General features: G+C 71.4%; 24 protein-coding genes. 10 read left to right on the forward strand and 14 right to left on the reverse strand.

The window, feature by feature from the left end; all coding sequences use genetic code 11:
- The first annotated feature begins 1 nt into the window (after position 1).
- On the forward strand, positions 2 to 1,297 hold the full coding sequence (locus VEC03_RS07870; RefSeq protein ID WP_324914183.1) for an NnrS family protein: 1,296 nt from the start codon (positions 2 to 4) through the stop codon (positions 1,295 to 1,297).
- A gap of 1 nt (position 1,298) precedes the next feature.
- Here VEC03_RS07870 and VEC03_RS07875 read toward each other — a convergent pair whose 3' ends face one another.
- From VEC03_RS07875 to VEC03_RS07895, 5 genes are read right to left on the reverse strand one after another with little or no spacing between them, the layout of a single operon-like run.
- Positions 1,299 to 2,498 carry a DSD1 family PLP-dependent enzyme gene (locus VEC03_RS07875; protein WP_324914184.1) on the reverse strand — a complete coding sequence of 400 codons (1,200 nt, stop codon included), beginning with the start codon at positions 2,496 to 2,498 and terminating at the stop codon, positions 1,299 to 1,301.
- Positions 2,464 to 3,111 (reverse strand): histidine phosphatase family protein, encoded by a 648-nt coding sequence (locus VEC03_RS07880; RefSeq protein ID WP_324914186.1) that lies wholly within the window; start codon positions 3,109 to 3,111, stop codon positions 2,464 to 2,466. The genes VEC03_RS07875 and VEC03_RS07880 overlap by 35 nt, the downstream gene beginning before the upstream one ends.
- Positions 3,112 to 3,169: 58 nt before the next feature.
- A complete protein-coding gene (locus VEC03_RS07885) occupies positions 3,170 to 3,874 on the reverse strand; it encodes a DUF4136 domain-containing protein (protein WP_324914187.1) in 705 nt (234 codons plus the stop codon).
- Positions 3,875 to 3,906: 32 nt separating this feature from the next.
- Positions 3,907 to 4,827, reverse strand: coding sequence for a tRNA 2-thiocytidine(32) synthetase TtcA (gene ttcA / locus VEC03_RS07890; RefSeq protein ID WP_324914188.1), 921 nt, complete (start codon positions 4,825 to 4,827; stop codon positions 3,907 to 3,909).
- A 16-nt stretch (positions 4,828 to 4,843) separates the two neighbouring features.
- Complete coding sequence (locus VEC03_RS07895; RefSeq protein ID WP_324914190.1) at positions 4,844 to 5,833, reverse strand: hypothetical protein; 990 nt, start codon at positions 5,831 to 5,833, stop codon at positions 4,844 to 4,846.
- Positions 5,834 to 5,973: 140 nt separating this feature from the next.
- On the opposite strand from VEC03_RS07895, the gene VEC03_RS07900 reads away from it, so the two are divergent.
- From VEC03_RS07900 to VEC03_RS07915, 4 genes are all read left to right on the forward strand, one after another.
- Positions 5,974 to 6,879: a LysR family transcriptional regulator gene (locus VEC03_RS07900; RefSeq protein ID WP_324914191.1), complete on the forward strand. Its 906-nt coding sequence runs from the start codon at positions 5,974 to 5,976 to the stop codon at positions 6,877 to 6,879.
- Between the two features lie 4 nt (positions 6,880 to 6,883).
- On the forward strand, positions 6,884 to 7,870 hold the full coding sequence (locus tag VEC03_RS07905) for a LysR family transcriptional regulator (RefSeq protein ID WP_324914192.1): 987 nt from the start codon (positions 6,884 to 6,886) through the stop codon (positions 7,868 to 7,870).
- A gap of 108 nt (positions 7,871 to 7,978) precedes the next feature.
- Positions 7,979 to 9,592 (forward strand): multicopper oxidase domain-containing protein, encoded by a 1,614-nt coding sequence (locus tag VEC03_RS07910; protein WP_414708470.1) that lies wholly within the window; start codon positions 7,979 to 7,981, stop codon positions 9,590 to 9,592.
- The gene (locus VEC03_RS07915; protein ID WP_324914195.1) at positions 9,592 to 9,990 is read left to right on the forward strand and encodes a hypothetical protein; all 399 of its coding nucleotides are present in this window, start codon (positions 9,592 to 9,594) and stop codon (positions 9,988 to 9,990) included. The genes VEC03_RS07910 and VEC03_RS07915 overlap by 1 nt, the downstream gene beginning before the upstream one ends.
- Before the next feature lie 10 nt (positions 9,991 to 10,000).
- Here the strand turns inward: VEC03_RS07915 and VEC03_RS07920 are convergent, their stop codons facing one another.
- The 4 genes from VEC03_RS07920 to VEC03_RS07935 are packed head-to-tail and all read right to left on the reverse strand — an operon-like array spanning position 10,001 to position 11,929.
- Complete coding sequence (locus VEC03_RS07920; RefSeq protein ID WP_324914196.1) at positions 10,001 to 10,372, reverse strand: dihydroneopterin aldolase; 372 nt, start codon at positions 10,370 to 10,372, stop codon at positions 10,001 to 10,003.
- Positions 10,369 to 10,755 carry a dihydroneopterin aldolase gene (locus VEC03_RS07925; protein WP_324914198.1) on the reverse strand — a complete coding sequence of 129 codons (387 nt, stop codon included), beginning with the start codon at positions 10,753 to 10,755 and terminating at the stop codon, positions 10,369 to 10,371. The genes VEC03_RS07920 and VEC03_RS07925 overlap by 4 nt, the downstream gene beginning before the upstream one ends.
- Entirely contained in the window at positions 10,752 to 11,543 is a 792-nt protein-coding gene (locus tag VEC03_RS07930; RefSeq protein ID WP_324914199.1) for an SDR family oxidoreductase, read from the reverse strand. The genes VEC03_RS07925 and VEC03_RS07930 overlap by 4 nt, the downstream gene beginning before the upstream one ends.
- Positions 11,540 to 11,929: a hypothetical protein gene (locus VEC03_RS07935; RefSeq protein WP_324914201.1), complete on the reverse strand. Its 390-nt coding sequence runs from the start codon at positions 11,927 to 11,929 to the stop codon at positions 11,540 to 11,542. Before VEC03_RS07935 ends, VEC03_RS07930 begins: the two co-directional genes overlap by 4 nt.
- Between VEC03_RS07935 and VEC03_RS07940 the strand changes: the two genes are divergently transcribed.
- From VEC03_RS07940 to VEC03_RS07950, 3 genes are read left to right on the forward strand one after another with little or no spacing between them, the layout of a single operon-like run.
- Positions 11,823 to 12,926, forward strand: coding sequence for a class I SAM-dependent methyltransferase (locus VEC03_RS07940; protein ID WP_414708469.1), 1,104 nt, complete (start codon positions 11,823 to 11,825; stop codon positions 12,924 to 12,926). The genes VEC03_RS07935 and VEC03_RS07940 overlap by 107 nt on opposite strands.
- A 36-nt stretch (positions 12,927 to 12,962) precedes the next feature.
- Positions 12,963 to 13,157 (forward strand): DUF2905 domain-containing protein, encoded by a 195-nt coding sequence (locus VEC03_RS07945; RefSeq protein ID WP_324914204.1) that lies wholly within the window; start codon positions 12,963 to 12,965, stop codon positions 13,155 to 13,157.
- A 7-nt stretch (positions 13,158 to 13,164) separates the two neighbouring features.
- The gene (locus VEC03_RS07950) at positions 13,165 to 14,088 is read left to right on the forward strand and encodes an ROK family protein (RefSeq protein ID WP_324914205.1); all 924 of its coding nucleotides are present in this window, start codon (positions 13,165 to 13,167) and stop codon (positions 14,086 to 14,088) included.
- On the opposite strand, the gene VEC03_RS07955 is transcribed toward VEC03_RS07950, so the two are convergent.
- The 4 genes from VEC03_RS07955 to VEC03_RS07970 all read right to left on the reverse strand — a co-directional run bounded on the left by VEC03_RS07955 (position 14,061) and on the right by VEC03_RS07970 (position 18,661).
- On the reverse strand, positions 14,061 to 15,314 hold the full coding sequence (locus VEC03_RS07955; RefSeq protein WP_324914206.1) for a multifunctional CCA addition/repair protein: 1,254 nt from the start codon (positions 15,312 to 15,314) through the stop codon (positions 14,061 to 14,063). The two genes, VEC03_RS07950 and VEC03_RS07955, sit on opposite strands and share 28 nt — an antisense overlap.
- Before the next feature lie 37 nt (positions 15,315 to 15,351).
- On the reverse strand, positions 15,352 to 16,035 hold the full coding sequence (locus VEC03_RS07960) for a glutathione S-transferase family protein (protein ID WP_324914208.1): 684 nt from the start codon (positions 16,033 to 16,035) through the stop codon (positions 15,352 to 15,354).
- A gap of 96 nt (positions 16,036 to 16,131) precedes the next feature.
- Positions 16,132 to 16,659, reverse strand: a complete 528-nt coding sequence (locus VEC03_RS07965) for an MgtC/SapB family protein (protein WP_324914209.1) — start codon at positions 16,657 to 16,659, stop codon at positions 16,132 to 16,134.
- Between the two features lie 10 nt (positions 16,660 to 16,669).
- Positions 16,670 to 18,661, reverse strand: coding sequence for a lytic transglycosylase domain-containing protein (locus VEC03_RS07970; protein WP_324914210.1), 1,992 nt, complete (start codon positions 18,659 to 18,661; stop codon positions 16,670 to 16,672).
- Between the two features lie 9 nt (positions 18,662 to 18,670).
- Here VEC03_RS07970 and VEC03_RS07975 point away from each other — a divergent pair, with 9 nt between their 5' ends.
- Positions 18,671 to 19,255, forward strand: a complete 585-nt coding sequence (locus VEC03_RS07975) for a 5-formyltetrahydrofolate cyclo-ligase (protein ID WP_324914212.1) — start codon at positions 18,671 to 18,673, stop codon at positions 19,253 to 19,255.
- Between the two features lie 157 nt (positions 19,256 to 19,412).
- The gene (locus VEC03_RS07980) at positions 19,413 to 20,579 is read left to right on the forward strand and encodes a serine hydrolase (protein ID WP_324914213.1); all 1,167 of its coding nucleotides are present in this window, start codon (positions 19,413 to 19,415) and stop codon (positions 20,577 to 20,579) included.
- Positions 20,580 to 20,622: 43 nt separating this feature from the next.
- On the opposite strand, the gene VEC03_RS07985 is transcribed toward VEC03_RS07980, so the two are convergent.
- A complete protein-coding gene (locus tag VEC03_RS07985; protein WP_324914216.1) occupies positions 20,623 to 21,603 on the reverse strand; it encodes a LysR substrate-binding domain-containing protein in 981 nt (326 codons plus the stop codon).
- Positions 21,604 to 21,625: the final 22 nt, after the last annotated feature.

The raw sequence follows: 21,625 nt of genomic DNA on the forward strand, positions 1-21,625 counted from the left end.
CATGGACGTGGCTCGCGCATCGCTGCGCGCGGACTGGCTGGCCCGCATCGAGGCCCATCCGGGCCTGCTGTGCGGCTTCCGCCCCTTCTTCGTCCTCACGGCGGGCAGCGCCGTGCTGTTCATGGCCCTGTGGCTGGCGGCGCTGGCAGGCGGGCTGCCCGGCCTGCAACGGTTGCCGGGCGGCGCGCTCGCCTGGCATGCGCACGAGCTGGTGTTCGGCTTCGGGATGGCCTCGATCGCCGGCTTCCTGCTCACCGCCGTGCCCGAATTCACCGGCTGCGCGGCCGTCAGCCGCCGCACGTTGCTCTCGCTGGCGCTGTTGTGGATCTGCGCGCGGCTGGCCTTCGTGCTGGCGCCGGCCTGGCCGGCGGCGATCGGCATCTGGCCGGCAGCCTTGTGCAATCTGGGCCTGGCGACGGCGCTGCTGGCGCACCTGGTGCCGCCGCTGTGGCGCGATCCGGCGCGGCGCCACCGCAGCTTCGCCTGGGCGCTGGCGGCGCTGGCCGGGCTGCAGGCCGGCTTCTTCGTCACCCTGGCGCGCGGCGGCCATGCGCTCGCCTGGCTGTACGTAGCGGTCGGCTTGCTGATGGTGCTGATCATCGTGGCGACCAGCCGCATCTCGCTGCGCGTGGTCAACGGGCGCATCGAGGAGGGCCGGCCGGGCGCGACGCCGCCACCCGATGTGGGCTACCTGGCTCGCCCGCCGCGCCGCCACCTGGCCGCCGCCACCATCCTGCTGTGCAGCGCCGCCGAATTCGTGCTGGGTGCGAATCCGGTGACCGGCTGGCTGGCACTGGCTGCGGCGGCCGCCATGCTCAACCTGCTGAACGACTGGCACGTCGGCCGCCCGCTGTTCACCCGCTGGGCCCTGATGCTCTATGCCGGCTACTGGATGATGGCCGCGGGCTACGCATGGATGGGCGTCGCCTGGCTGGGGGCGCCGGTGTCCGCCTCGGCCGGGCGCCACCTGCTGATGGCCGGCGCCATGGGCCTGTCGATCTTCACCGTGATGTGCATTGCCGGTCGGCTGCACGCGGGCCAGTGGCTGGACCGCCGCCGCTGGCTGCCGCTGGCAGCAGCGACGCTGGTTGCCGCGGCGCTGTTGCGCGCCCTGTCGGGCCTGCCGTTGGCGGGGGCCTACGGCAGCGCCATCCTGTTCGCATCCGGCCTGCTGTGGATCGCCGCCTTCGCCGCCTACCTTTGGCATGCCTGGCCGGTGCTGACCGGGCCGCGCACCGACGGCGGCGCGGGTTGCGACGAGCCGCGCGGCGAGCGGGCCGGCCCCGCCTGCGGCTGAATCAGGTCAGGGCGCCGCGCGCGTCGACCCGGATCACCCGGTCGATGTGCCCGCGCAGCAGGCCGCCCTTCACGCCGATGATGTGGTCGTGCAGGTTGACGGTGGGGTCGCAGTGGCCGGGGATCAGCCACAGGATGTCGCCGATCGCCGGCACCGGGCCGCCGTCCACCGGCCGCAGGATGCCGTGCTCGTCGCCGCCGTTGGCATACGCCAGCTCGGGCTGGTCGCCCAGCCGGTGCACCTTCGGCAGGCCCGAGTCGATCGCATGGCTCTTGTGGCCGGCATCGCACACGGCGTGCTGCAGCCCGCTGCTGATCACCTGGGTCCGCACGAACAGGGCCGGCTCGAACTGCGGCTGCGCCGGGTCGCGCTCGTTCTGGGCGTAGTCGGCGTCCATGAACAGGAAGGAGCCGGCCTGCAGCTCGCCGTACACGCCGCTGGCCGCCTCGCAGACCATGCTGCCGGTGCCGGCGCCGGTGACCAGGCTGACCGCCACGCCCTCGTCCTGGATCAGCTTGCGGGTGAAGGCAGCGTCGCGCGCGGCCTGCGCGATGACCTCGCGCCGCTCGTGCGCGCTGCGGATGTGCTGGGCGCGGCCGTGGTAGGCCTGCAGGCCCATGAAGCGCAGCGCCGGGTGCTTGCGGATCTCGTGCACCAGCTCCACCGCCGAGCGCCCGGGCGCCACGCCGCAACGCCCGGAGCCGACGTCGATCTCGACGAACACGTCGATCACCGCCGCCCGCCCGCTGCTGCGCCGGGCCTCGTTCATGGCGTGGCCCAGCCGGCTGATGCCTTCGCGGCTGTCGACGGCGATCGCCAACTGGCCGTCGTCGGCCGCCAGCCGGTGTGCCAGCTTGGCGACCCGCGCCAGCTTGTGCGGCGCGATCACCTGGTTGGTGATGAAGATGTCCTTCAGCCCGCCCGCCGCCATGATTTCCGCCTCGGCGGTCTTCTGCACGCAGATGCCGGCCGCTCCGGCGTGCATCTGCAGCCGCGCGATGGCCGAGCTCTTGTGCATCTTGGCGTGCGGGCGCCAGCGGATGTCGTGCTTCTTCGCGAACTCGGCCATGCGATTGAGGTTGCGCTGCATGGCATCGAGGTCGACCACCAGGGCGGGGGTGTCGATGGTGTCGACCGGCCGGCCGACGAGTTGGCGGAGGGTGTCGCTAAGCGGTCGTTTCGTCGGACGGAGCATGGGCATGGTCGAGGTGCTGCGTGTCCGACCAGCCGATCAGCGTGAAGCCTTGCGGGGTCCAGAGCAGCCGGTTGATGGCACCGTTGGGCAACTCCCAGGTGCGCGGGGAATTCACTTCCTGTCCGGTGGCGACTCGGTAGATCGCATCCAGCACGCCGCCGTGGGCGACCACCACGATCTGCTGGCCCAGGTGGCGCGAGGCCAGCGAGGTCATCGTGCAGGTGACGCGCTCGCGCAACTGCAGCAGCGACTCGCCGCCCTCGGGCGGCTGCCAGTCGGGAATGCGCTTGCGCCAGTTGTGCGCGTGCTCCGGCCAGTCGCGGTGGATCTCGTCGAAGGTGCGGCCCTCGAACATGCCGAAGCAGCGCTCGCGCAGCCCGGCGTGCGGGGTGACGGGGGCACCGGCCGTTTCGGCGATGGAGCAGGCGGTTTCTCGGGCGCGGCCGAGATCGCTGGTGTAGATGGCGCTGATGGCTTCGCCGACGAGTGCCAGGCCGACGCGGCGGGCCTGCCAGCGGCCGGTGTCGTTCAGGCCGATGTCGGTCTGGCCCTGGATCCTCGCATCCACGTTCCAGGACGTCTCGCCGTGGCGCACGGCGATGATGCGTGTGGATTCCATCGGGGCGATTCTAGGCAGCGCCCTCGAGCCTGCCCAGCACCCCAACCGTAGCGAATTGTCACCGGGCCGGTGCGGGTGCGGACGCCGGTGCAGCCGGCACTGGCGCGGCGGCGGGCGGGCTGGTGGCCGACCGGACGGGCTGCGCGGACGCCGTCTTCGTCTGCCCGCCCAGCTGGATGTCGACCCGCCGCGGTCCGGCGGGCGGGTTGGGGAAGCCCTGCAGGGCGGCCTGGAACATGGCCGGCAGCACCGCCGCGGGATCCAGCCAGGGGCCGTCGCTGCTGGCGCGGGTCTCGTAGACCACGCGGCCGCTCGCCTTGTCCCGCACGACGATGCCGACTTCGCGCTGGAACCAGGCCTGGTCCATGCGCGGGAATGCGGGCCCCCAGCCGAACCCGTGGTGGTAGGGGCCGAAGTGGCCGAAACCGCCGCCCCACCACGGATCCCAGGGGTCGTACCAGGGCGAGAGCGTGCGCACCACGCTCGCGGTGACCTGCACCGCGTAGCGCGGCGACGCATCGTCGCGGCGCAAACCCGCGGCGAACAGGGCCGGATCGGCCATCGCCTCGAGCTGGGCCTGGCCCGGCTGGTTGGCCTGCGAGGGCAGGCGCTCGAAGGTGTAGGTGGGGTTGGCGGGCAGGCCCGACTGCAGGCCGGAGAAGCTCTGGACCTGGTTGTCCAGCAGGTAGCCGGCGGCGCAACCGGCGAGCAGCGTGGCGGACAGCACCGCCAGGAGGAGCGAGCGAGGCCAGCAGCGCTTCATGTCGGAACCCCCGCTTCAGGAGCCAGGAACGATCAGGGCTTGACGACCGACAGGCCGGTCAGCGCGGCCGGCGGGCCGAAGTCCTCCGGGTCGAAGGCCTTGTCGCCGTCTTCGCTGGCCACGCCAGTGGCTTTCAGACCCTTGAAATCGTAGAGCGTTCCATCGGCCAGGTGCGAGGGGACGACATTCTGTAACGCATGGGCCATGTTCTCCAGCCGGCCCGGGTGGCGCTTCTCCCATTCGCGCAGCATGGCGCCGACCTGCTTGCGCTGCATGTTCTCCTGGCTGCCGCACAGCGTGCAGGGAATGATGGGGAACTGCCGGTGCGCGGCCCACTGCACCAGGTCCTTCTCCGGCACGTAGGCCAGCGGCCGGATCACGACGTGGCGGCCGTTGTCGCTGACCAGCTTGGGCGGCATGCCCTTGAGCTTGCCGCCGAAGAACATGTTCAGGAAGAAGGTCTGCAGCATGTCGTCGCGGTGGTGGCCCAGCGCGATCCTGGTGGCCCCCAGCTCGTCGGCCACACGGTACAGGATGCCGCGGCGCAGCCGCGAGCACAGGCTGCACATGGTCTTGCCCTCGGGGATCTTGTCCTTGACGATGGAGTAGGTGTCCTGCTCCTCGATGTGGAAGGGGATGCCCAGCGCCTTCAGGTAGTCGGGGAGCACGTGCTCGGGGAAGCCGGGCTGCTTCTGGTCGAGGTTGACGGCAACGATATCGAAGTCGACCGGGGCCCGGTTGCGCAGCTTCAGCAGGATGTCCAGCAGGCCATAGCTGTCCTTGCCGCCGGACAGGCACACCATCACGCGGTCGCCCGCTTCGATCATGCGGTAGTCGGCGATCGCGCGGCCGACCTCGCGGCACAGGCGCTTCTCCAGCTTGTGCGCCTCGCGTTCGATCTTCAGGCCGCGGGAGGCGGGCGTGTTTTCGGGTTCGATCCAGACGGCAGACATCGTGCCGCCGATTTTCTCATTCGCTGCGTTCGCCCGCCGGGCCCTTGCCGCCGCCATGCGGCAGCCCGCCACTGCGCAGCGCCGGCGGGTCCTCGCCGAAGCCGGAGGTGGTCGGCGCGAAGCCCGGCCGGTCGACGGCGGCACCGGCGGCCTTGGCCGGCGTGGTGGTGATCGCCCCGCCGAAGTACAGGCAGGCCAGTTCGCGTTCCACCGCCTGCATGGGCAGCATGGTGAAGCCGCCGAGCTCATGCAGCGTGCAGGGATGGCTGGCCAGGTGCCGCAGCACCTCCTGCTGGTAATCGGACAACCAGGCCAGCGGCACCCGCGGCATCCGGCGCAGGTGGATGGGCTGCTTTCGATAGGCCTCCGGCAGCAGCCGGTGGTCGCTGCGCTGCACGTAGACCCAGGCCAGCTGGGCCGTGGTCAGCTGCTGGAAGCCGGGCGGGGCGACGCCGGCGCCATCGGGACGCCGCTTCCAGATCGCGGCGCGCAGCCGCTCGGGATGCAGGTCCGTCGCCAGGGCGGCGGTGCCGCGCTGGAAATCGAGCACCGCCGCCAGCTGCCCGCGGTCCTTCACGTGATAGACGGTGTGGCGCAGGCTGCTGCCCCCGTGCACCGTGTCTCGGCCGAGCTCGAACTGCACCCGCAGCGGCCGGAGGCGGATCTCGAAACCCCGCAGCGCCGCTTCCACGCTGGCGGGCGAGGCCGGATCGAAGTTGGGGGCCGATCCGCAAGCGGGCGCCGAGAACGCGACCGGTCGCCCCTCCAGGTTGAGCTTGACCGGCCGGCGCTGACCGGTCGGATCGATCACCCGCACATGCCCGTGCTCGGCCGGCTCGGCCTGGGGTCCGGCGATCATCCAGGCGTCGGCCCGCCGCGGGTCCTCGCAGACCAGCCAGCGCACGGCGGCCTGGCGCCGGGCGACCTGCAGCAGCCGGCTGGTGGCGTCGGCGTCGAAACCGCTCAGCGCCAGCAGCAAGCCCGGGACTTCGGAGGAGGAGGGCATGGGGAGCTAGGGGAGGGCCGCACGGGGCGGACCCGGGACTCTAGGGAAAACCCTTGGAGTGGCGGAAGACGTTGGCTGGCTATAGGCTTAACCGGCTGCCGTCACCCCGCATCGAATCGATCGGCCGGCCACGAGGACGCATGGACATCAAGCTCAGCCAGTTGCGCGCCCTGCTGCACGTGGTGGACCACGGCGGCATCCGGGCCGCCGCCCGCGAACTCGACTGGTCGCAGGCCGCCGTCACCCGCGCCATCCGCGAACTGGAGGCCGCCACCGGCCGGGTGCTGGTGCAGCGCGGCCCGGCCGGGACGGCGCTGACCGAAGACGGCCAGCGGGTGACCCGGCGCGCCCGCCTGATCGAGAACGAGCTGCAGGAAGCCATGGCCGAGCTGCAGCAGTCGGCGCGCGAGCAGAAGCAGGTGCTCGCTTCCGTCACCCCGCTGGTGATCGCCGGCGGCCTGGGGCAGGCCTGCCGCTGGTTCCGCCAGCGCTACCCGCAGGTGGAGCTCGGTCTGTTCGAAGGCGTGGTCTCGCACGGCCTGCCGGCGCTGCGCGAAGGCGCGGTCGACCTGGCCATCGAGGCCGACCACGACGATTTGGGCGAGGAGTTCGCCTGTCGCGAGCTGGTGACCACGCACTACGTCGTGGTGGTGCGGCGCGGCCACCCGGTGTTGGCCCAGCCCTCGCTGGCGGCGCTGCGCCGCTTCGAATGGGTGTTCACCGTCGCGCCCTCGTCCGCGCGGGTGCGGCGCTTCCTCGGCTTCTTCGAGGCGGCGGGGCTGGCGCCGCCGGAGCGCCAGTTGCAGTGCGAGGCCTACATCGCGCTGCAGATGCTGCGCCAGGGCGATGCCGTGACCGTGCTGCCGCAACCGCTGCTGGCAGCGCCCGAACTGGCGGACTTGGTGGCGGTGCCGCTGGCAGGCCTGCCGAGGCCGCCGCTGCGGCTGACGCTGCTCACCCGGCGCGACCGCCCGTTGGTGCCGGCCGCCGAATACTTCGTGGAATGCGTCGGCTACGCCCTGACCGGGCGCTCGCTGGCCGCCTGACGCCATGGACCTCAAGGCCCACCAGATCCGCGCGCTGCTCGCCGTGGCCGCGCACGGCAGCCTGCGCGGCGGCGCCGCCGCGCTCGGGTTGACCCAGGCCGCCCTGACCAAGTCGCTGCGCAAGCTGGAGGAGGACGTCGGCCTGGCCTTGCTGCTGCGCACGCCGCACGGCGTGCAGCTGACCGACGCCGGCCTGCGCCTGCACGCCCGCGCCAGCCTGATCGACCGCCAGCTCGAACTGCTGCAGTCGGACCTGGCGGAGGAGGGCCGCGGCGCGCCGGCCATGGTCCGCCTCCTGGTCACGCCGCTGGTGGCCGCCTGCGGGCTGGTGCCGGCGCTGCGTGGCTTCCGCGACCACCATCCGGCCGCGCAGGTGTGCGTCGGCGAGGGCTTCGCCCATGCGGCCGTGCGCGGCCTGCGCGACGGCTCGCTGGACTTCGCCTTCGTCCACGACGACGGCGACATCGCGCTGGGCGGGTTCGAACTCGAGGCCGTCGCCGAGGCGCCGCGTGGCCTGGCGGTGCGCGCCGGCCATCCGCTGCTGCAAGGCGGGCCCTCGGTCACGCCGGATGCGCTGCTGCAGTACGAATGGCTGGCGATGGGCTCGCGCACCGGCACCCGCTCGCCGCTGGTGGCCAGCTACTTCCGCAGCCTGGGCCTGAAGCTGCCCGCACAGGTGCTGCGTTGCGACGCGGTGGTCGGCCTCAGCCTGCTGCGAAGCACCGACGCGATCGGCATCGTGGCGATGCCGCTGCTCGAGTCGGGCCAGCCGCACGGCCTGCGGCGCATCGAGCTGCAGGGGCTGGCGCTGCCGCCGGTGCGGGTCGTCGCCTTGCGGCGGCGCGACGTGGGCCTGACCGCGGAGGCCGAGGCGCTGCGCCGCGGCATCGCGGCGGCCTTGCACCGGTCGGCCGAGGGCTGGCGGGCGGCCGGCGTGCCGCCGTTTGCGGGCGCGCGCTCGCGGCTGTCGGTCGCGGCCCTGTCGCCCTGACGGACTGGCCGAGCGCGGCGCTGCGCCTTTGCCAGATTCTTGCGCGAATCTCCTAGACTTAAGTCAAGACCAACGCGAATAAAAGGAGAAGAGCGCATGCGATTCGTGATGAACCGCGCACTGCGGTGGGCCGTCCTCGGCCCGGTGCTGGCCCTGGTGCTGGCGGGATGCGACAGCAACACGGCCGCGAGCAGCGCGGCCACGCCGGCATCGGCGCCGGCAGCGACGACCGGCAGCACGGCGGCCTCTGGCGATCCCTACGACCACCGGCACATGGCCTTCGGCTCGCCCACGGCGGTGGTCTCGAACGAGCGCCATACCGGTCCCTTCGCGGCGGGAAATTCGCTCAGCATGGAAGCGGCCCTCAAGCCGCTGGACCCGGCGCCGGTCAAGGAGATCCGGCTGGACATCACGCACAAGATCATCGAGATCGCGCCGGGCGTGAAGTACAGCGCCTGGACCTTCGGCGACATGGTGCCGGGGCCGGTGGTGCGCGCCAAGGTGGGCGATCGCATCCGCTTCGTCATGAGCAACCGCTCCGACGAGGCCATGCCCGGCCCGCGCGTGACCACCGCGCCCATGATGCACTCCATGGATTTCCACTCGGCCATGGTGGCGCCCAACGACAAGTACCGCTCGATCGCGCCGGGGCAGACCATCTCCTTCGAGTTCACCGCCAACTACCCCGGCGTGTTCATGTACCACTGCGGCACGCCCATGGTGCTGGAGCATATCGCCTCGGGCATGTACGGGATGATGATCGTGGAGCCGCGCGGCGGCTACCCGACCAAGGTCGACCGCGAGTACGCGGTGGTGCAAAGCGAGTTCTATACCAAGCTCGACCCGGAGAAGCGCAAGGTCGACGGCGCGCCGCTGTACGTGCTGGACGGCGACCGGGTGCGCTCCAAGGCGCCCACCTACACCGTGTTCAACGGCCGCTACAACGGCATGGTCGACCAGCCGCTGCCGGCCAAGCCGCTGGAGAAGGTGCGCCTGTTCGTGCTGAACGTGGGGCCCTCCAACACCTCCAGCTTCCACGTGGTCGGCACCATCTTCGACCGCGTCTGGATCGACGGCAACCCGGACAACCAGTTCCGCGGCATGCAGACGGTGCTGCTCGGCTCGTCCAGCGGCGCGATCGTGGAATTCATCATCCCCGAGGCCGGCGGCTACGCCATGGTGGACCACCACTTCGCCAACGCCTCGCAGGGCGCGGTGGGCATCATCGACGCCGGCACGGCGCCGGGCACCGACCCCGAGCACCACAACATCCCCGCCACCGGCGCACCGACCGATCCGGTGGCGCTGCAGGGCAAGCTGCACTTCGAGCAGAAGTGCCTGGCCTGCCACACCATCGGCGGCGGCGACCGCATGGGCCCGGACGTGCTGGGCGTCACCCAGCGGCGCGACGAAGCCTGGCTGGCGCGCTGGCTGAAGGCGCCCGAGCAGATGATCCAGACCGACCCGATCGCCAAGGAGATGCTGGGCAAGTACAAGGTGCCCATGCCCAACCAGGGCCTTTCCGACAACGAGGTCAAGGAGTACCTCGCGTACTTCAAGTGGGCCGACGCCAACGTCAAGGCGGAGGGCAAGCGCCAGCCGCAGCCCGCGGCCGAGGGCGCCACGCTGCCGCCGTCCCAGACCCGTTCGGCGGTGCCGATGCCGGCCTCGCCCGTGCCGGCACCGGCGCAGGGTGCCTCCGGGCATTCGGGGCACAAGTGATGAAGCGCAGCGCCTTCCTGTTGGCCGCCGCGGCCCTGGCCGCGCCGGGCGCCTGGGCCTGCGGCACCTGTGCCGAGGACAAGGTCGCCGCGACCTATGACTACGCGCTGCTGCAGAAGGCCGCCAGGCAGGGCCGGGTGATGGTGTTCTGCGAAGTGGCCGGGCCCTGGGACGCGGCGCGGCTGCAGGCGGCCGCGCGCAAGACCCGCGGCGTGGATCCGGACAGCCTGCGCTTCTCGCGCGAGCTGTCCGCCATGTCGTTCGCGCTCGACACGAAGCGGCAGTCGGCGCAGGGGGCCGCATTGGCGATCCAGCGCGGCGCGCCGGAGGGCACGCGGGTGAAGATCGTGCAGGTGATGGGTACGCCGGCGCCCAAGGACAGCGGCCACCGGCACTGAGCCGGCGCCGCTACCAGAGCCCGGTCTCGACGCGGATCGCGACCTCGCAGTCGTCGAAGATCGCCAGCTTGGCGATGCGCACCCGCACGCCCAGCACGCCGGGCAACTGCATCAGCCGCAGCGCCAGCTTGCCGATCAGGCTCTCCAGGAGGTTGACGTGCTCGGCCGTGCACTCCTCGATGATGATCTTGCGCACCTTGCGGTAGTCCAGCACGTGCAGGATCTCGTCGTCGCGCGGCAGCAGCGGCTGGGTGCCCAGGTTCAGTTCGGCATCCACCTGGATCGGCTGCGGGCTCGCCTTCTCGTGCTCCAGGATGCCGAGGTTGGCGTCGAAGCGCAGCCCGGTGAGGGTGAGGACCTCCTTGCCGCCGTCGGGGTTCATCTGTCTGTCGGCCTGAACCGGAACACTTCGACGCCGACCGCCTCGCAGTCCGGATAGACGTCCGGCTTGCGCGTGCTGACCCGGGCGGCTTGCACCTCGGGGTGCGAGAGCACGGCGCGGAGGATGTCGTCGCACAGCGTTTCCTGGAGGGCGATCGGGCCCCTCGCAACCCGCTCCAGCACGAGGTCGCGAACGAAGTCGTAGTCGACGACCTCGTCGATCGAGTCGCGGGCCGGCGATGCGGGGGAGACGTACAGGTCGACATCGACGAGGACCCGCTGCGCCTGGTCCTTCTCGAACTCGTGCACGCCGATCACGGCCTCGACCTGGAGCCCGCGCAGGAAGATTCGACGACAGTCCAGGAGCCGTTCGGTCGGGTTCATGCGTTCTTTCGCAGCAGGTCGTCCACGACGAACATGATGTCGCGCGGCAGGGGTACGAGGTGCTGCCCATTGTCCACGCAGACGCTCGTCCCGGTGATGCACTCGTTGTCCGCCAGGAAGAAGACGGTCTCCGCAACACGGACAGGGTCGACCGGGCGCCGCAGCAGGTTCGCGTTCGCGGCGAGCTCGAAGTTCTCGATGGTCTGGGGGCCACTCGGGTACATCAAGCCGGGAACCACCGAATTGATGCGCAGCGTGGGGGCCAGGGCCTGGGCCTGCTGGATCGTGGCCCGCTCCAGGGCCAGCTTGGAGAGGGTGTACGAGTAGTAGTCCGGATTCAGGTTGTAGACCTTCTGGTCGAGCACGTTGACCACGCTGGCGACCCCGCTCGCATTCGAGGCCTGCGACCAGCCGGCATGCAGGAGCTTCCCCAGCACCAGCGGCACCAGGAGATTGGTCTGCAACTGCTGCAGCAGGGACTGTGCGACGAAATCGGTGGCGGCGTCGGGAAAAAAGGTCGAGGCGTTGTTGACGATGCAGGAGGGCGGTCCGCCGATGCCTGCACAGGTCCGGTGGAACAGCGACTCGGCGTCGCTCTCGCTGTCGAGCGAGCCCTGTAGGGCGAGGGCCTGCACACCGAACGTCCGTGCCTGTTCGACCACTTCCTGCGCCTGCGCTTCCGAATCGCGGTAGTGGCAGGCGATGCTCCAGCCGCCCCGTGCGAAGACCGTGCAGATCTCGCGGCCGAGTCGGCGCGAGCCACCGGTGATGAGGACCCACCGTGTCATGGGACCAGCATAGCGTGGCGCTGCGTCTCGACCACGCCGCGCGCGAGGAACACATGGCGGAAGGCGGCCAGTTCCGCGCTGTCGGCGCCAGCCTTGCCGGGCAGGAGCGCCGTGCCGCCAACGACGACAATGACCACCAGGAGCAGAATGGCCGCCCGGGCCCACACGGGCAGCGCCAGCAGGCGCAACCATCGGATGAGCTCGTTCGATGCGGCCAAGCCGGATTGTTCAGATGCAGCCAACGCCACCTCGGTTTTTCCCGCCGCGCTTCCAACCAGAATGTCACCGATGAGTGACGAGGCGTCGAGTGTAACGAGCGCCCTCGCGGGGCTGATGACCAAGGCGATCGCGCGCGACGGCGGCTGGCTGCCGTTCGACCGCTTCATGGCGCTGGCGCTGTACGCGCCCGGCCTGGGCTACTACGCGAACGCCTCCCGCAAGTTCGGCGCCCTGCCGTCCAGCGGCAGCGACTTCGTGACGGCGCCCGAGCTCACGCCGCTGTTCGGCCGCACGCTGGCGCGCCAGCTCGGGCAGGCGCTGGAGGTATCGGGCACGGACGAGATCTGGGAGTTCGGCGCCGGCTCCGGCGCCCTGGCCCGGCAACTGCTGGAGGCGCTTGGCCCGGCAGTCGCGCGCTACACCATCGTCGATCTCTCGGGCAGCCTGCGCGAGCGGCAGCAGGAGCGGCTCAAGGCGCATGCCGGCAAGGTGCGCTGGGTGTCCGAGCTGCCGCAGCGCTTCGCCGGCGTGGTGGTCGGCAACGAGGTGCTGGACGCCATGCCGGTCAAGCTGCTGCACCGCATCGGCGGGGTGTGGCACGAGCGGGGGGTGGCTGCGGGCAGCGACGGGCTCCGGTTCGAGGACCGGCCGACCGCGCTGCGCCCGCCGGTGGAGGTCGAGGGCGCGCACGACTACCTGACCGAGATCCATCCGCAGGCACAGGCCTTCATCCGCACCCTGGCCGACCGGCTGGAGAAGGGAGCCGCCTTCTTCCTCGACTACGGCTTTCCCGAGCGCGAGTACTGGCACCCGCAGCGGCACATGGGCACGCTCATGTGCCACCGCGGCCACCTGGCCGACCCCGACCCGCTGGACGCGCTCGGCACCAAGGACATCACGGCGCACGTGGACTTCACCGGCATCGCGCTGGCGGCGCAGGACGCCGGGCTGGCGGTGCTGGGCTACACCAGCCAGGCCCACTTCCTGTTCAACTGCGGACTGCTCGAACTGGCCGCCGGCGCCGACCGGGCGCAGCAGGCGGCGATGCAGAAGCTGGTGAACGAGCACGAGATGGGCGAGCTGTTCAAGGTGGTCGGCCTGGCCGCGGGCGGGTTCTGGGATGCGATGGGCTTTGCCCGCGGCGACCGCACCGGGCGCCTCTGAAGCCCGCGTCACGGAGCCACCGCCTACACTGGCCGCATGATCCGGTGGTTCATCGTCGTCTTCCTGGCCCTGATGCTGATCAGCTGGCTGACGCCGCTGCTGCAGAAGCTGGGCTTCGGCCGGCTGCCGGGTGACCTGCGCTTCAAGCTGTTCGGGCGCGACTGGAACATCCCGCTGGCCTCGACGGTGCTGCTGAGCATGGTGGCGGCCGGCCTCTCCCGCCTGTTGTGAACGCCCCATGAAAGCCTGCATCGACATCGGCGGCACCAAGGTGTCGGTCAGCCTGAACGACGGCCGCAGCCACGACCTGGTCGCGCGCCGGCACGAACCCACCGCCAAGAGCGGCAGCCGCGACGCCGTGGCGCGCCAGATCCTGCGCATGGTCGACGAGGCCTGCGCCGAGGCGGGCATCGCGCCCGACGCCGTGCAAGCCGCGGGCGTTGCCTCCTGCGGTCCGTTCGTGCGGGTGGACGGCGCCATCGAAGTCGCCGCGCCCAACATCTGCGGCGGCCTGGCCGGTCCGCCCGGGCGCCTGCCCAACGACTGGACCTCCGCCGTGCTGGAAGCGCCGCTGGCGCGCCGCTTCGCCCGGCTGCGGGTGGAGAACGACGGCATCGCCGCGCTGGAGGCGGAGCGCCGCTGGGGCGCGCTGCAGGGCGTGGACGATTGCGCGTACGTGACGTGGAGCACCGGTGTCGGCACCGGCTTGTGCGTGGGCGGACGCGTGCTGCGCGGCAAGAACGGGAATGCCGGCCACGCGGGACATGCTTTCGTCGCCGACGACGATCGCATCCAGTGCGGCTGCGGCAACGTGGGCGACCTGGAGGCGCTGGTCGGCGGCACCTTCGCCGAGCCCCGTTTCGGCGTCGATGCGGCCACGCTGATGCAGCGCGCCCGCGAGGGCGACGCCCGGGCGCTGGCCGCCGTCGACGAGTTGTGCCGCGTGATGGGACGCGGGCTCTACAACCTGGTGGCGACCCTCGACCTGCAGCGCATCAGCCTGGGCGGCAGCGTGTTCTGCCACAACCAGGAGTTGCTGCTGCCGCGGCTGCAGGCGGAAGTCCGCCGCCACCTGCCGGCGCTGACCGCCGGCTGCGAGCTGGTACCCGCCGGGCTGGGCGAGCGGGTCGGCGACTACGCTGCGCTGGCGCTGCTGGACTGAGTGCCGGCCAGGCACTGCGCCACCGCGTGCACCCGCGCCTCGTGGATGCGCTCGCCGACCTGTGGCCCGGCGAGGCCCTGCGCCTGCGCGGCCGTGGCGATCGCGCGCGTGCCGACCGCCAGCGCGGCCTGCAGGGCGGTTCGCAAGCGGGGCCGCTGCGGATAGCCGGACTCTTCCAGCCCCAGCCGCCCGCGCGCATCGCACTCGCAGGCCAGCAGCACCTCGTCGAAGCGCTGCGGCTTGCGGAAGGCGTCGCAGCGCTCCAGCAATCGCACGATGGCCGCCGCGCCGAACTCGCCGCTGCGGTGGATGTTGCCGTGCTCGCGCGCGACCACGTCCGCCAGTTCGCTGCACTCGGTGGGCACGCGCAGCCGCTTGGCCAGCGACTTGAGCAGGCGGGCGCTGCGCTCCTCGTGGCCGATGTGGCGCGGCAGCACCGAGGCCGGCGTCGTGCCCTTGCCCAGGTCGTGCGCCAGGCAGGCGAAGCGCACCGGCAGGCTGGCCTGCAGCCGCGCGCTCATGTCCAGCACCATCATCAGGTGCACGCCGGTGTCCACCTCCGGGTGGTAGTCCGCGCGCTGCGGCACGCCCCAGAGCCGGTCCACCTCCGGCAGCAGCCGCGCCAGCGCGCCGCATTCGCGCAGCAGCTCGAACATGCGCGAGGGCCGCTGCTCCATCAGGCCGCGCGCCAGTTCCTGCCACACGCGCTCGGGGACCAGCGCATCCACTTCGCCGGCCGCCACCATGCCGCGCATCAGCTCCAGTGTCTCGGGGGCGAGGCTGAAATCGGCGAAGCGGGCCGCGAAGCGCGCCACCCGCAGGATGCGCACCGGGTCCTCGCGGAAGGCGTCGGTCACGTGCCGCAGCACGCGCGCGCGCAGGTCCGCCTGGCCGCCGAAGGGATCGATCAGGCGTCCGGCCTCGTCGCGCGCCATGGCGTTGATGGTGAGGTCGCGCCGGGCGAGGTCCTCCTCCAGCGTGACGCCGGGATCGGCATGGAAGGCGAAGCCGTGGTAGCCGCGGCCGGTCTTGCGCTCGGTGCGCGCCAGCGCGTACTCCTCGCGCGTCGCGGGATGCAGGAACACCGGGAAGTCGCGCCCGACCGGCAGGTAGCCGGCCGCCACCATCGCCTCGGGCGTGGCGCCGACGACCACCCAGTCGTGGTCGTTCACCGGCAGCCCGAGCAGCGCGTCGCGGACCGCCCCGCCCACCATGTACGTCTGCATGGCAGCCAGTGTAAGACGCGGCTGCCCGCGGCTCGCGTCAGCGCGCGAGCCGGTACGGCTCCTCGAATTCGCGGAAGTCCTGCTCCGCGAGCGCGTCGGTGATCCAGGCCTTCACGCCGGGCAGCTCGCAGACGCGCGCCACGTAGTCGGCCGCGACCTGCGGCACCGGCATGCCGTAGGTGCGGAAACGCATGCACACCGGAGCGTAGAAGGCGTCGGCGATGCTGAACTCGCCGAACAGCATGGGCCCGCCGTGCTGCCGCAGCAGCTCGTCCCACATCGCCACGATGCGATCCACGTCGGCCCGCACCGCCGGCTTGTCGCGATAGCCCAGCTTGCCGACGTCGGGCAGCGAGGCCTCGATGTTCATCGGGCAGAGGCCGCGCAGGGCGGCGAAGCCGGAGTGCATCTCGGCGCAGACGCTGCGCGCGCGGGCACGCGCCTGCCGGTCGCGCGGCCAGAGGGCCTTGTCGGGGAACCGCTCGGCCAGGTATTCGGCGATCGCCATGGTGTCCCAGATGGAGAAGCCGTCGTCCACCAGCACCGGCACCTTGCCGGCCGGGCTGACCTCGGCGATCGAGCGCTTCAGTTGCGAGTCGGCCGCGAACGAGTCGAAGCGCAGCTTCACTTCCTCGAACGGGATGCCGGCCTGCCGCATCAGCACCCAGGGACGCATGGACCAGGACGAATAGTTCTTGCTGCCGATGTAGAGCTTGAGCATGGAGGGCGCCTTTCGATGCGGATGTGCCACGAATGCTAGCGTCGCGCCCTTCGCGCATCGATTCCGAATGCCCGCACCATCGATGCGGATTGGCGATCAATGGCCTTCGTCGCGGTCCGCGGTGGCGACCAGCCGGCCGCGGCGGCGCTGCTCGATCCAGCGCTTCAGCGGTCCTTCCAACCGCAGGATGCCCAGCACCAGCACCGTGCTGAGGGCGGCGGTGGTGTCGCGGCCCAGGCCGACGCCCAGGCCGATGGCCGTCGTCATCCAGAGGCTGGCGGCGGTGGTCAGCCCGTGCACCTCGTCTTCGGCATCGCCCTTGAGGATGGCGCCGGCACACAGGAAGCCGACCCCCGCCAGCAGGCCCTGGATCACGCGGCTGAGGTCGCCCAGCTCGATGCCGGCCTGCAGCGGGATCAGCACGAACAGGGCCGCGCCCAGCGCCACCAGCATGTGGGTGCGCAAGCCCGCGGGCTTGCCCGCCAGTTCGCGCTCCAGCCCCACCAGCGCGCCCAGCAGCGCCGCCAGCACCAGGCGCACCACCACGCGCGTGAAGGTCTCGGCGTCGGGCAGGTCCGAGAACTCGTCGGCGACGGTGGCGAGGATGCGCTGCCAGAGATCCATGCCGCGGCGGTCAGGGCAGGTCGGCGTTGGGCTCGGGAAGGCTGGCGTCGCGCGGGCCGATGAAGCCCAGGCGGGCCTTCAGCGACTGCGGCTGGCCGGTCAGGATGGCGGCGTACAGCGTGGTGTTGGCCAGCACCTTCTTGACGTAGTCGCGCGTCTCGCCGAACGGGATGTTCTCGGCCCAGGCGGCCGCCTCGATCACCGGGCCGTTGCGCCAGGCACGCGGCCGCCGCGGGCCGGCGTTGTAGGCGGCGGCGGCCAGCGGCATGGAGCCGTCGAGATCGTCCAGCGCCAGCTTGAGGTAGGCGGTGCCGATGGCGATGTTGGTTTCGCGGTCGGTCAGCTGCTCGGGGCGGAAGCCGTTCATGCCGATCTTGCGGGCGGTCCAGCGCGCGGTGGCCGGCATCACCTGCATCAGGCCGGAGGCGCCCACGTGCGAGCGGGCGTCCATGATGAAGCGGCTCTCCTGCCGGATCAGGCCGTAGACGTAGGCCGGGTCCAGCCCGATCGCCTGGGCGCGGCGGACGACCGACTCGCGGTGCGGCATCGGGAAGCGCTGAACGGCATCGAAGGCCTCGCGCGTGCGCTCGCTGGTGTTGATGCAGCGGTCCCAGACCTCGCGCTCGCAGGCGATCTGCGCCGCCGCCAGCAGCTCCCGCTCGCCCATGCCGCCGGGCGTCGCCAGCGCCGTGGCATAGACCCATTCGCGGTTGCCTTCGGAACGCAGCCCGAGCTGGATGGCGTACAGCGCGCGCTGCAGCGCGGGGTTCCGGCTCGCGGCGTCGAGCTCCTCGGGCGTGGGCGGTGCCGGCCGCGGCGGCACGTCGATCGTCAGGCCCAGCTCCTCCAGCGCCAGCTGCTCGTAGAAGCCGGCCGGCGAGGCGATGGCTTCCAGCAGGCGTTGGGCCTCGGCGCGCTGCGCATCGCGCCCGGAGGCGAGCAGGGCGCGTGCCTTCCAGTAGCGCCAGGTGGGCTCCTGCTGCGCCTCGTCGCTCATCGCGTCTATGGCCGAGCGCACCCCGTCCCAGAGCGGCGCGCGGCCGGCCCGCAGGGCGGCGCGGGCCTTCCAGGCCAGCATGCTGTCGCTCAGGTCGGCGTCGCGGGTCACGTGCGCGAAGTAGCCGAGCGCGTCGGGCGACAGCTGCTGCGCGGCCCGCTTGCCCAGCGTGCCCCAGATCCAGTTGCGCTCCTCGGGGGACAACTGCGGCCCCCACTTGTCCTCCAGCATGCGCACGGCGCTGTCGGTGTCGGCGGTGGCCATCTTCAGCAGCGCCAGCCCGACCAGTTCCTTGCGCACGCGGGAGGCGGCGCTCACCCGGCCGGCGAGGAATTTCGTGGGGCTGGCCTGGATCTGAGCTAGCAGCGGCAGGGCGTCGGGGGCGACCATGCCCACCGCCGCTTCCACGCTGCGCGGCCGGTTGGCCTCCATGGCCAGCCGGGCCTTGACCCAAGCATCGGCCTGGGTGAGCCGGTTGCGCGCGCCGGCCTCGCCCATCAATCGGCTGGCCGCATGGGTGCACGCGCCCGGGTCGCCGCGCTCGGCCCACCAGAGGCGGCGGACCTCGTCGGCCAGGGTGGCGGGCGCGGCGGGGCCTTCGCTCAGGTGCTGCACCAGCAGGGCGTAGCACCGGACCTGCGGGTCGTCGCGCATCCGGAAGCCCGCGTGCGCGTCGTCGAAGGCGGGCCAGTCGCGGCGGTCGCCGAGCAGCAGCAGCCAGTCGTTGCGCAAGCGGTCTTCCTGGTAGGTGCCGGCGTAGCGGGTGAGGAAGTCCTGCACCTCCGCCGGGGTGGCCGTATCCAGCCGTGCGCGCAACTCCCAGTAGGCAGCCCAGGGTTCCAGGGCGTGCCCGCGCACCTGCGGCAGCAACTGCGTGAGGCGCTCCTTGTTGCCCTGGCGCCAGGCCTGCGCCATGTCCAGCACGATCGCGTCGCCCGGGGCCTGTGCGAATGCGGCGCCGGCCAGCGCCAGCAACAGGGATGTCAGAATCGGCCGGAACTTCATCGGGGGATTATGAGCACGCCGGAGGAGAAAAAAGCCTTGCGCCGGCGCCTGGTCGAGGACCGGCTGGCATTGCCCGACCGGCTGCGCCGGGCCGACCTGCTGCAGCAGGTGATGCGCATCTGGCTGGTGGGGCGGCCCGACACCGTGATCGGCGCCTACTGGCCGATCAAGGGCGAGTTCGATCCCCTGCCGGCGCTGCACCGGTGGAAGGAAGACGGCGAGCTGCTGGACGAACCGCAGCTGCGGCGCATCGCGCTGCCTGTGGTGGACAAGCAGCACAGGACGCTCGGATTTCACGCCTGGTACCCGGGCTGCCCGATGGAGGAGGACGCCTACGGAATCCCCAAGCCCAAGGACACCGAAGTGGTCGTGCCCACCCTGCTGTTCGTGCCCTGCGTCGGCTACGGACCGGGCGGCTACCGCCTCGGCTACGGCGGCGGGTTCTACGACCGCACGCTGGCCGCGCTGGAGCCCCGCCCGTTCACGGTGGGGTTGGGATACACCAACGGCTACCTGGACGACCTGGAGCCGGAGCCGCACGACGTGCCACTGGACGCCATCCTGAACGACAACGGCGTCGTGTGGCCTGTGTAAGAGACCACCCCGAAGCGCCTTCGGCGCCTCCCCTCAAGGGGCGCCACCAGCGGCCCGGCAGAGCCGGTTCCGCGGTGGCACTGGACTAGGCCTTGCGAATTCGTCCGTTGTGCGATGTAGATGTTCGGAGAAGAACTGAAATGAAGGGAGACGGGACGTGAAATACCTCAAGCGCGGACTGCTCGGGCTGCTGGTGCTGCTCGTGCTGACGGCCGCGGCCTTGCAGCTGGCCGGCCACGGCTACATCTGGAACGCCGTGCGCTACACCTACCTGCAGGGCCACAACACCGCGCACATCGACGATGCGCGCAACTTCACGCAGGCGCGCATCGCCGGCGGGGCGCCGCAGCCCTGGACGGCCGGGCCGCAGCGGCCGCTGTCGGAGGGCATGGCCAGCTACCTGCGCCAGCACCGCAGCGCCGCCTTCCTGGTGATGCACAAGGGCGCGCTGGTGCACGAGACCTACTTCCCGCCCTACGGGCCGGACAGCCGCACCAACATCTTCTCCATGGCCAAGACGGTCATGACGCTGCTGGCCGGCGCGGCGGTGGCCGACGGCATCGTGCCGTCGTTCGACGCGCCGCTGGCCACCTGGGTGGGCGAGTACGCGAACCATCCGCAGGGCCGCTTCGCCACCCTGGCGCAGCTGTCGGCGATGACCTCCGGCCACGCCTGGGACGAGAACTACTACCTGCCGCTGAACGCCACCACCGAGCTGTACTTCGGCGGCGATGCGCAGGCCACGGTGCTGCGCCACGGCTTCGAGCGCGAGCCGGGCAGCGGCTACGAGTACAGCAGCGCCAGCACGCAGTTGCTGGGCATCGCGCTGCAGCGGGCGCTGAAGGCGCGCGAGCCCGACCTGACGCTGGCGGGCTACGCGTCGCGGCGGCTGTGGCAGCCGCTCGGGATGGCCGAGGCCAGCTGGAGCCTGGACCGGCCACGCGAGGACGGCGGCATGGAGCTGGCCTACTGCTGCATCCACACCTCGGCGCGTAACATGGCGCGGGTCGCACAGATGATGCTGCAGCAGGGGCAGTGGAACGGACAGCAGGTGGTGCCGGCGGACTTCGTCAAGCGCATGACCAGCCCCAACGGGCACGTGGAGCACTACGGCCACGGGCTCTGGATGGACCCCAGGCACAGCCCGCCGTTCTGGTTCATGCAGGGCCACCTGGGCCAGTACGCCATCGTGGTGCCGTCGCGCGAGCTGGTGATCGTGCGCCTGGGCCAGTGGCGCACCAAGGAGCGCAAGCGCCACCCGTCCATCCCGGAGGAGGTCTACCTCTACGTGGAAGAGGCGCTGGCAATGACGCGGCCCGACTGATCCCGGCGGGGACGGCGCGCTCCGCTCCGTCCAGGGCGCATCGTCAGTCGATGTTGTCCACCGTGTCCGGGTCGGGCACTTCGCCAATGGTCTGGCGGGTGGACCTGGCCTGGCCTTCCAGCCAGGCGCAGAAGCCGGCCACCTCGGGGCGCTGGCCGCTGCGCTCGCCCTTGATCAGCCAGTAGGACAGGGGCGAGTCGATGCGCAGCTTCGGCAGCGGCTCGATCAGGTCGCCGTTGGCCAGGCTCTCGGCCACCATGGGCAGCCGCGCCAGCACCACGCCCTGGCCGGTGAGCGCCGCCTGCACCATCTGGTAGGCGTAGTTGAAGTACAGCCAGCGCTTGGGCTGGAAGCGCGTCAGCTGCTGGGCGTCGAACCAGCGCCGCCAGGTCAGCCACTCCATGTGCCCGGGATGGGCGTCGCCGGCCTCGATCAGGGCGAATTGCGCCAGGTCCGACGGCTTCTTCACCGGCGTGGCCTTGAGCAGCCAGGGGCTGGCCACCGGCGTGAGCTGCTCGCCGAACAGGCGCACCGAGCGTGGCGGCATGTTGGACGCCGGGCCGTAGCGCAGCGCCAGGTCCACGTCGGCCAGCTCCAGGTCGAGCGAAGTGTCGGTGGCGTCGATGCGGATGTCGATGTCCGGGTTGTCGCGCTGGAACTGCTCCAGCCGCGGGATCAGCCACATCGAGGCGAACGACGCGAACGTGGTGAGCGCCACCGCGCGCCGCCCCGCGCTCTGGCGGATCTGCCGCACCGCGCCGTCGATGCGCGGCAGCGACTGCGACACCGCCATCAGCAACTGCGCGCCGGCACTGGTCAATTCCACCGCGCGCGTGTGGCGCAGGAACAGGCTCACCCCCACCTCTTCTTCCAGCGACTGGATCTGGCGGCTCACGGCCGACTGGGTGAGCGCCATCTCCTCGGCCGCGGCGCGGAAATTGAGGTGGCGTGCCACGGCCTCGAAGGCGCGCAGGTGGCCGGCCGAGATCGGGCGCGAGCGCAGGTGGGTTTGCGAATGCTGCATGACGAGGAGGAGAGGGGTCCGA

It is taken from the genome of Ramlibacter sp., from assembly GCF_035627355.1.
Lineage (GTDB): Bacteria > Pseudomonadota > Gammaproteobacteria > Burkholderiales > Burkholderiaceae_C > Ramlibacter.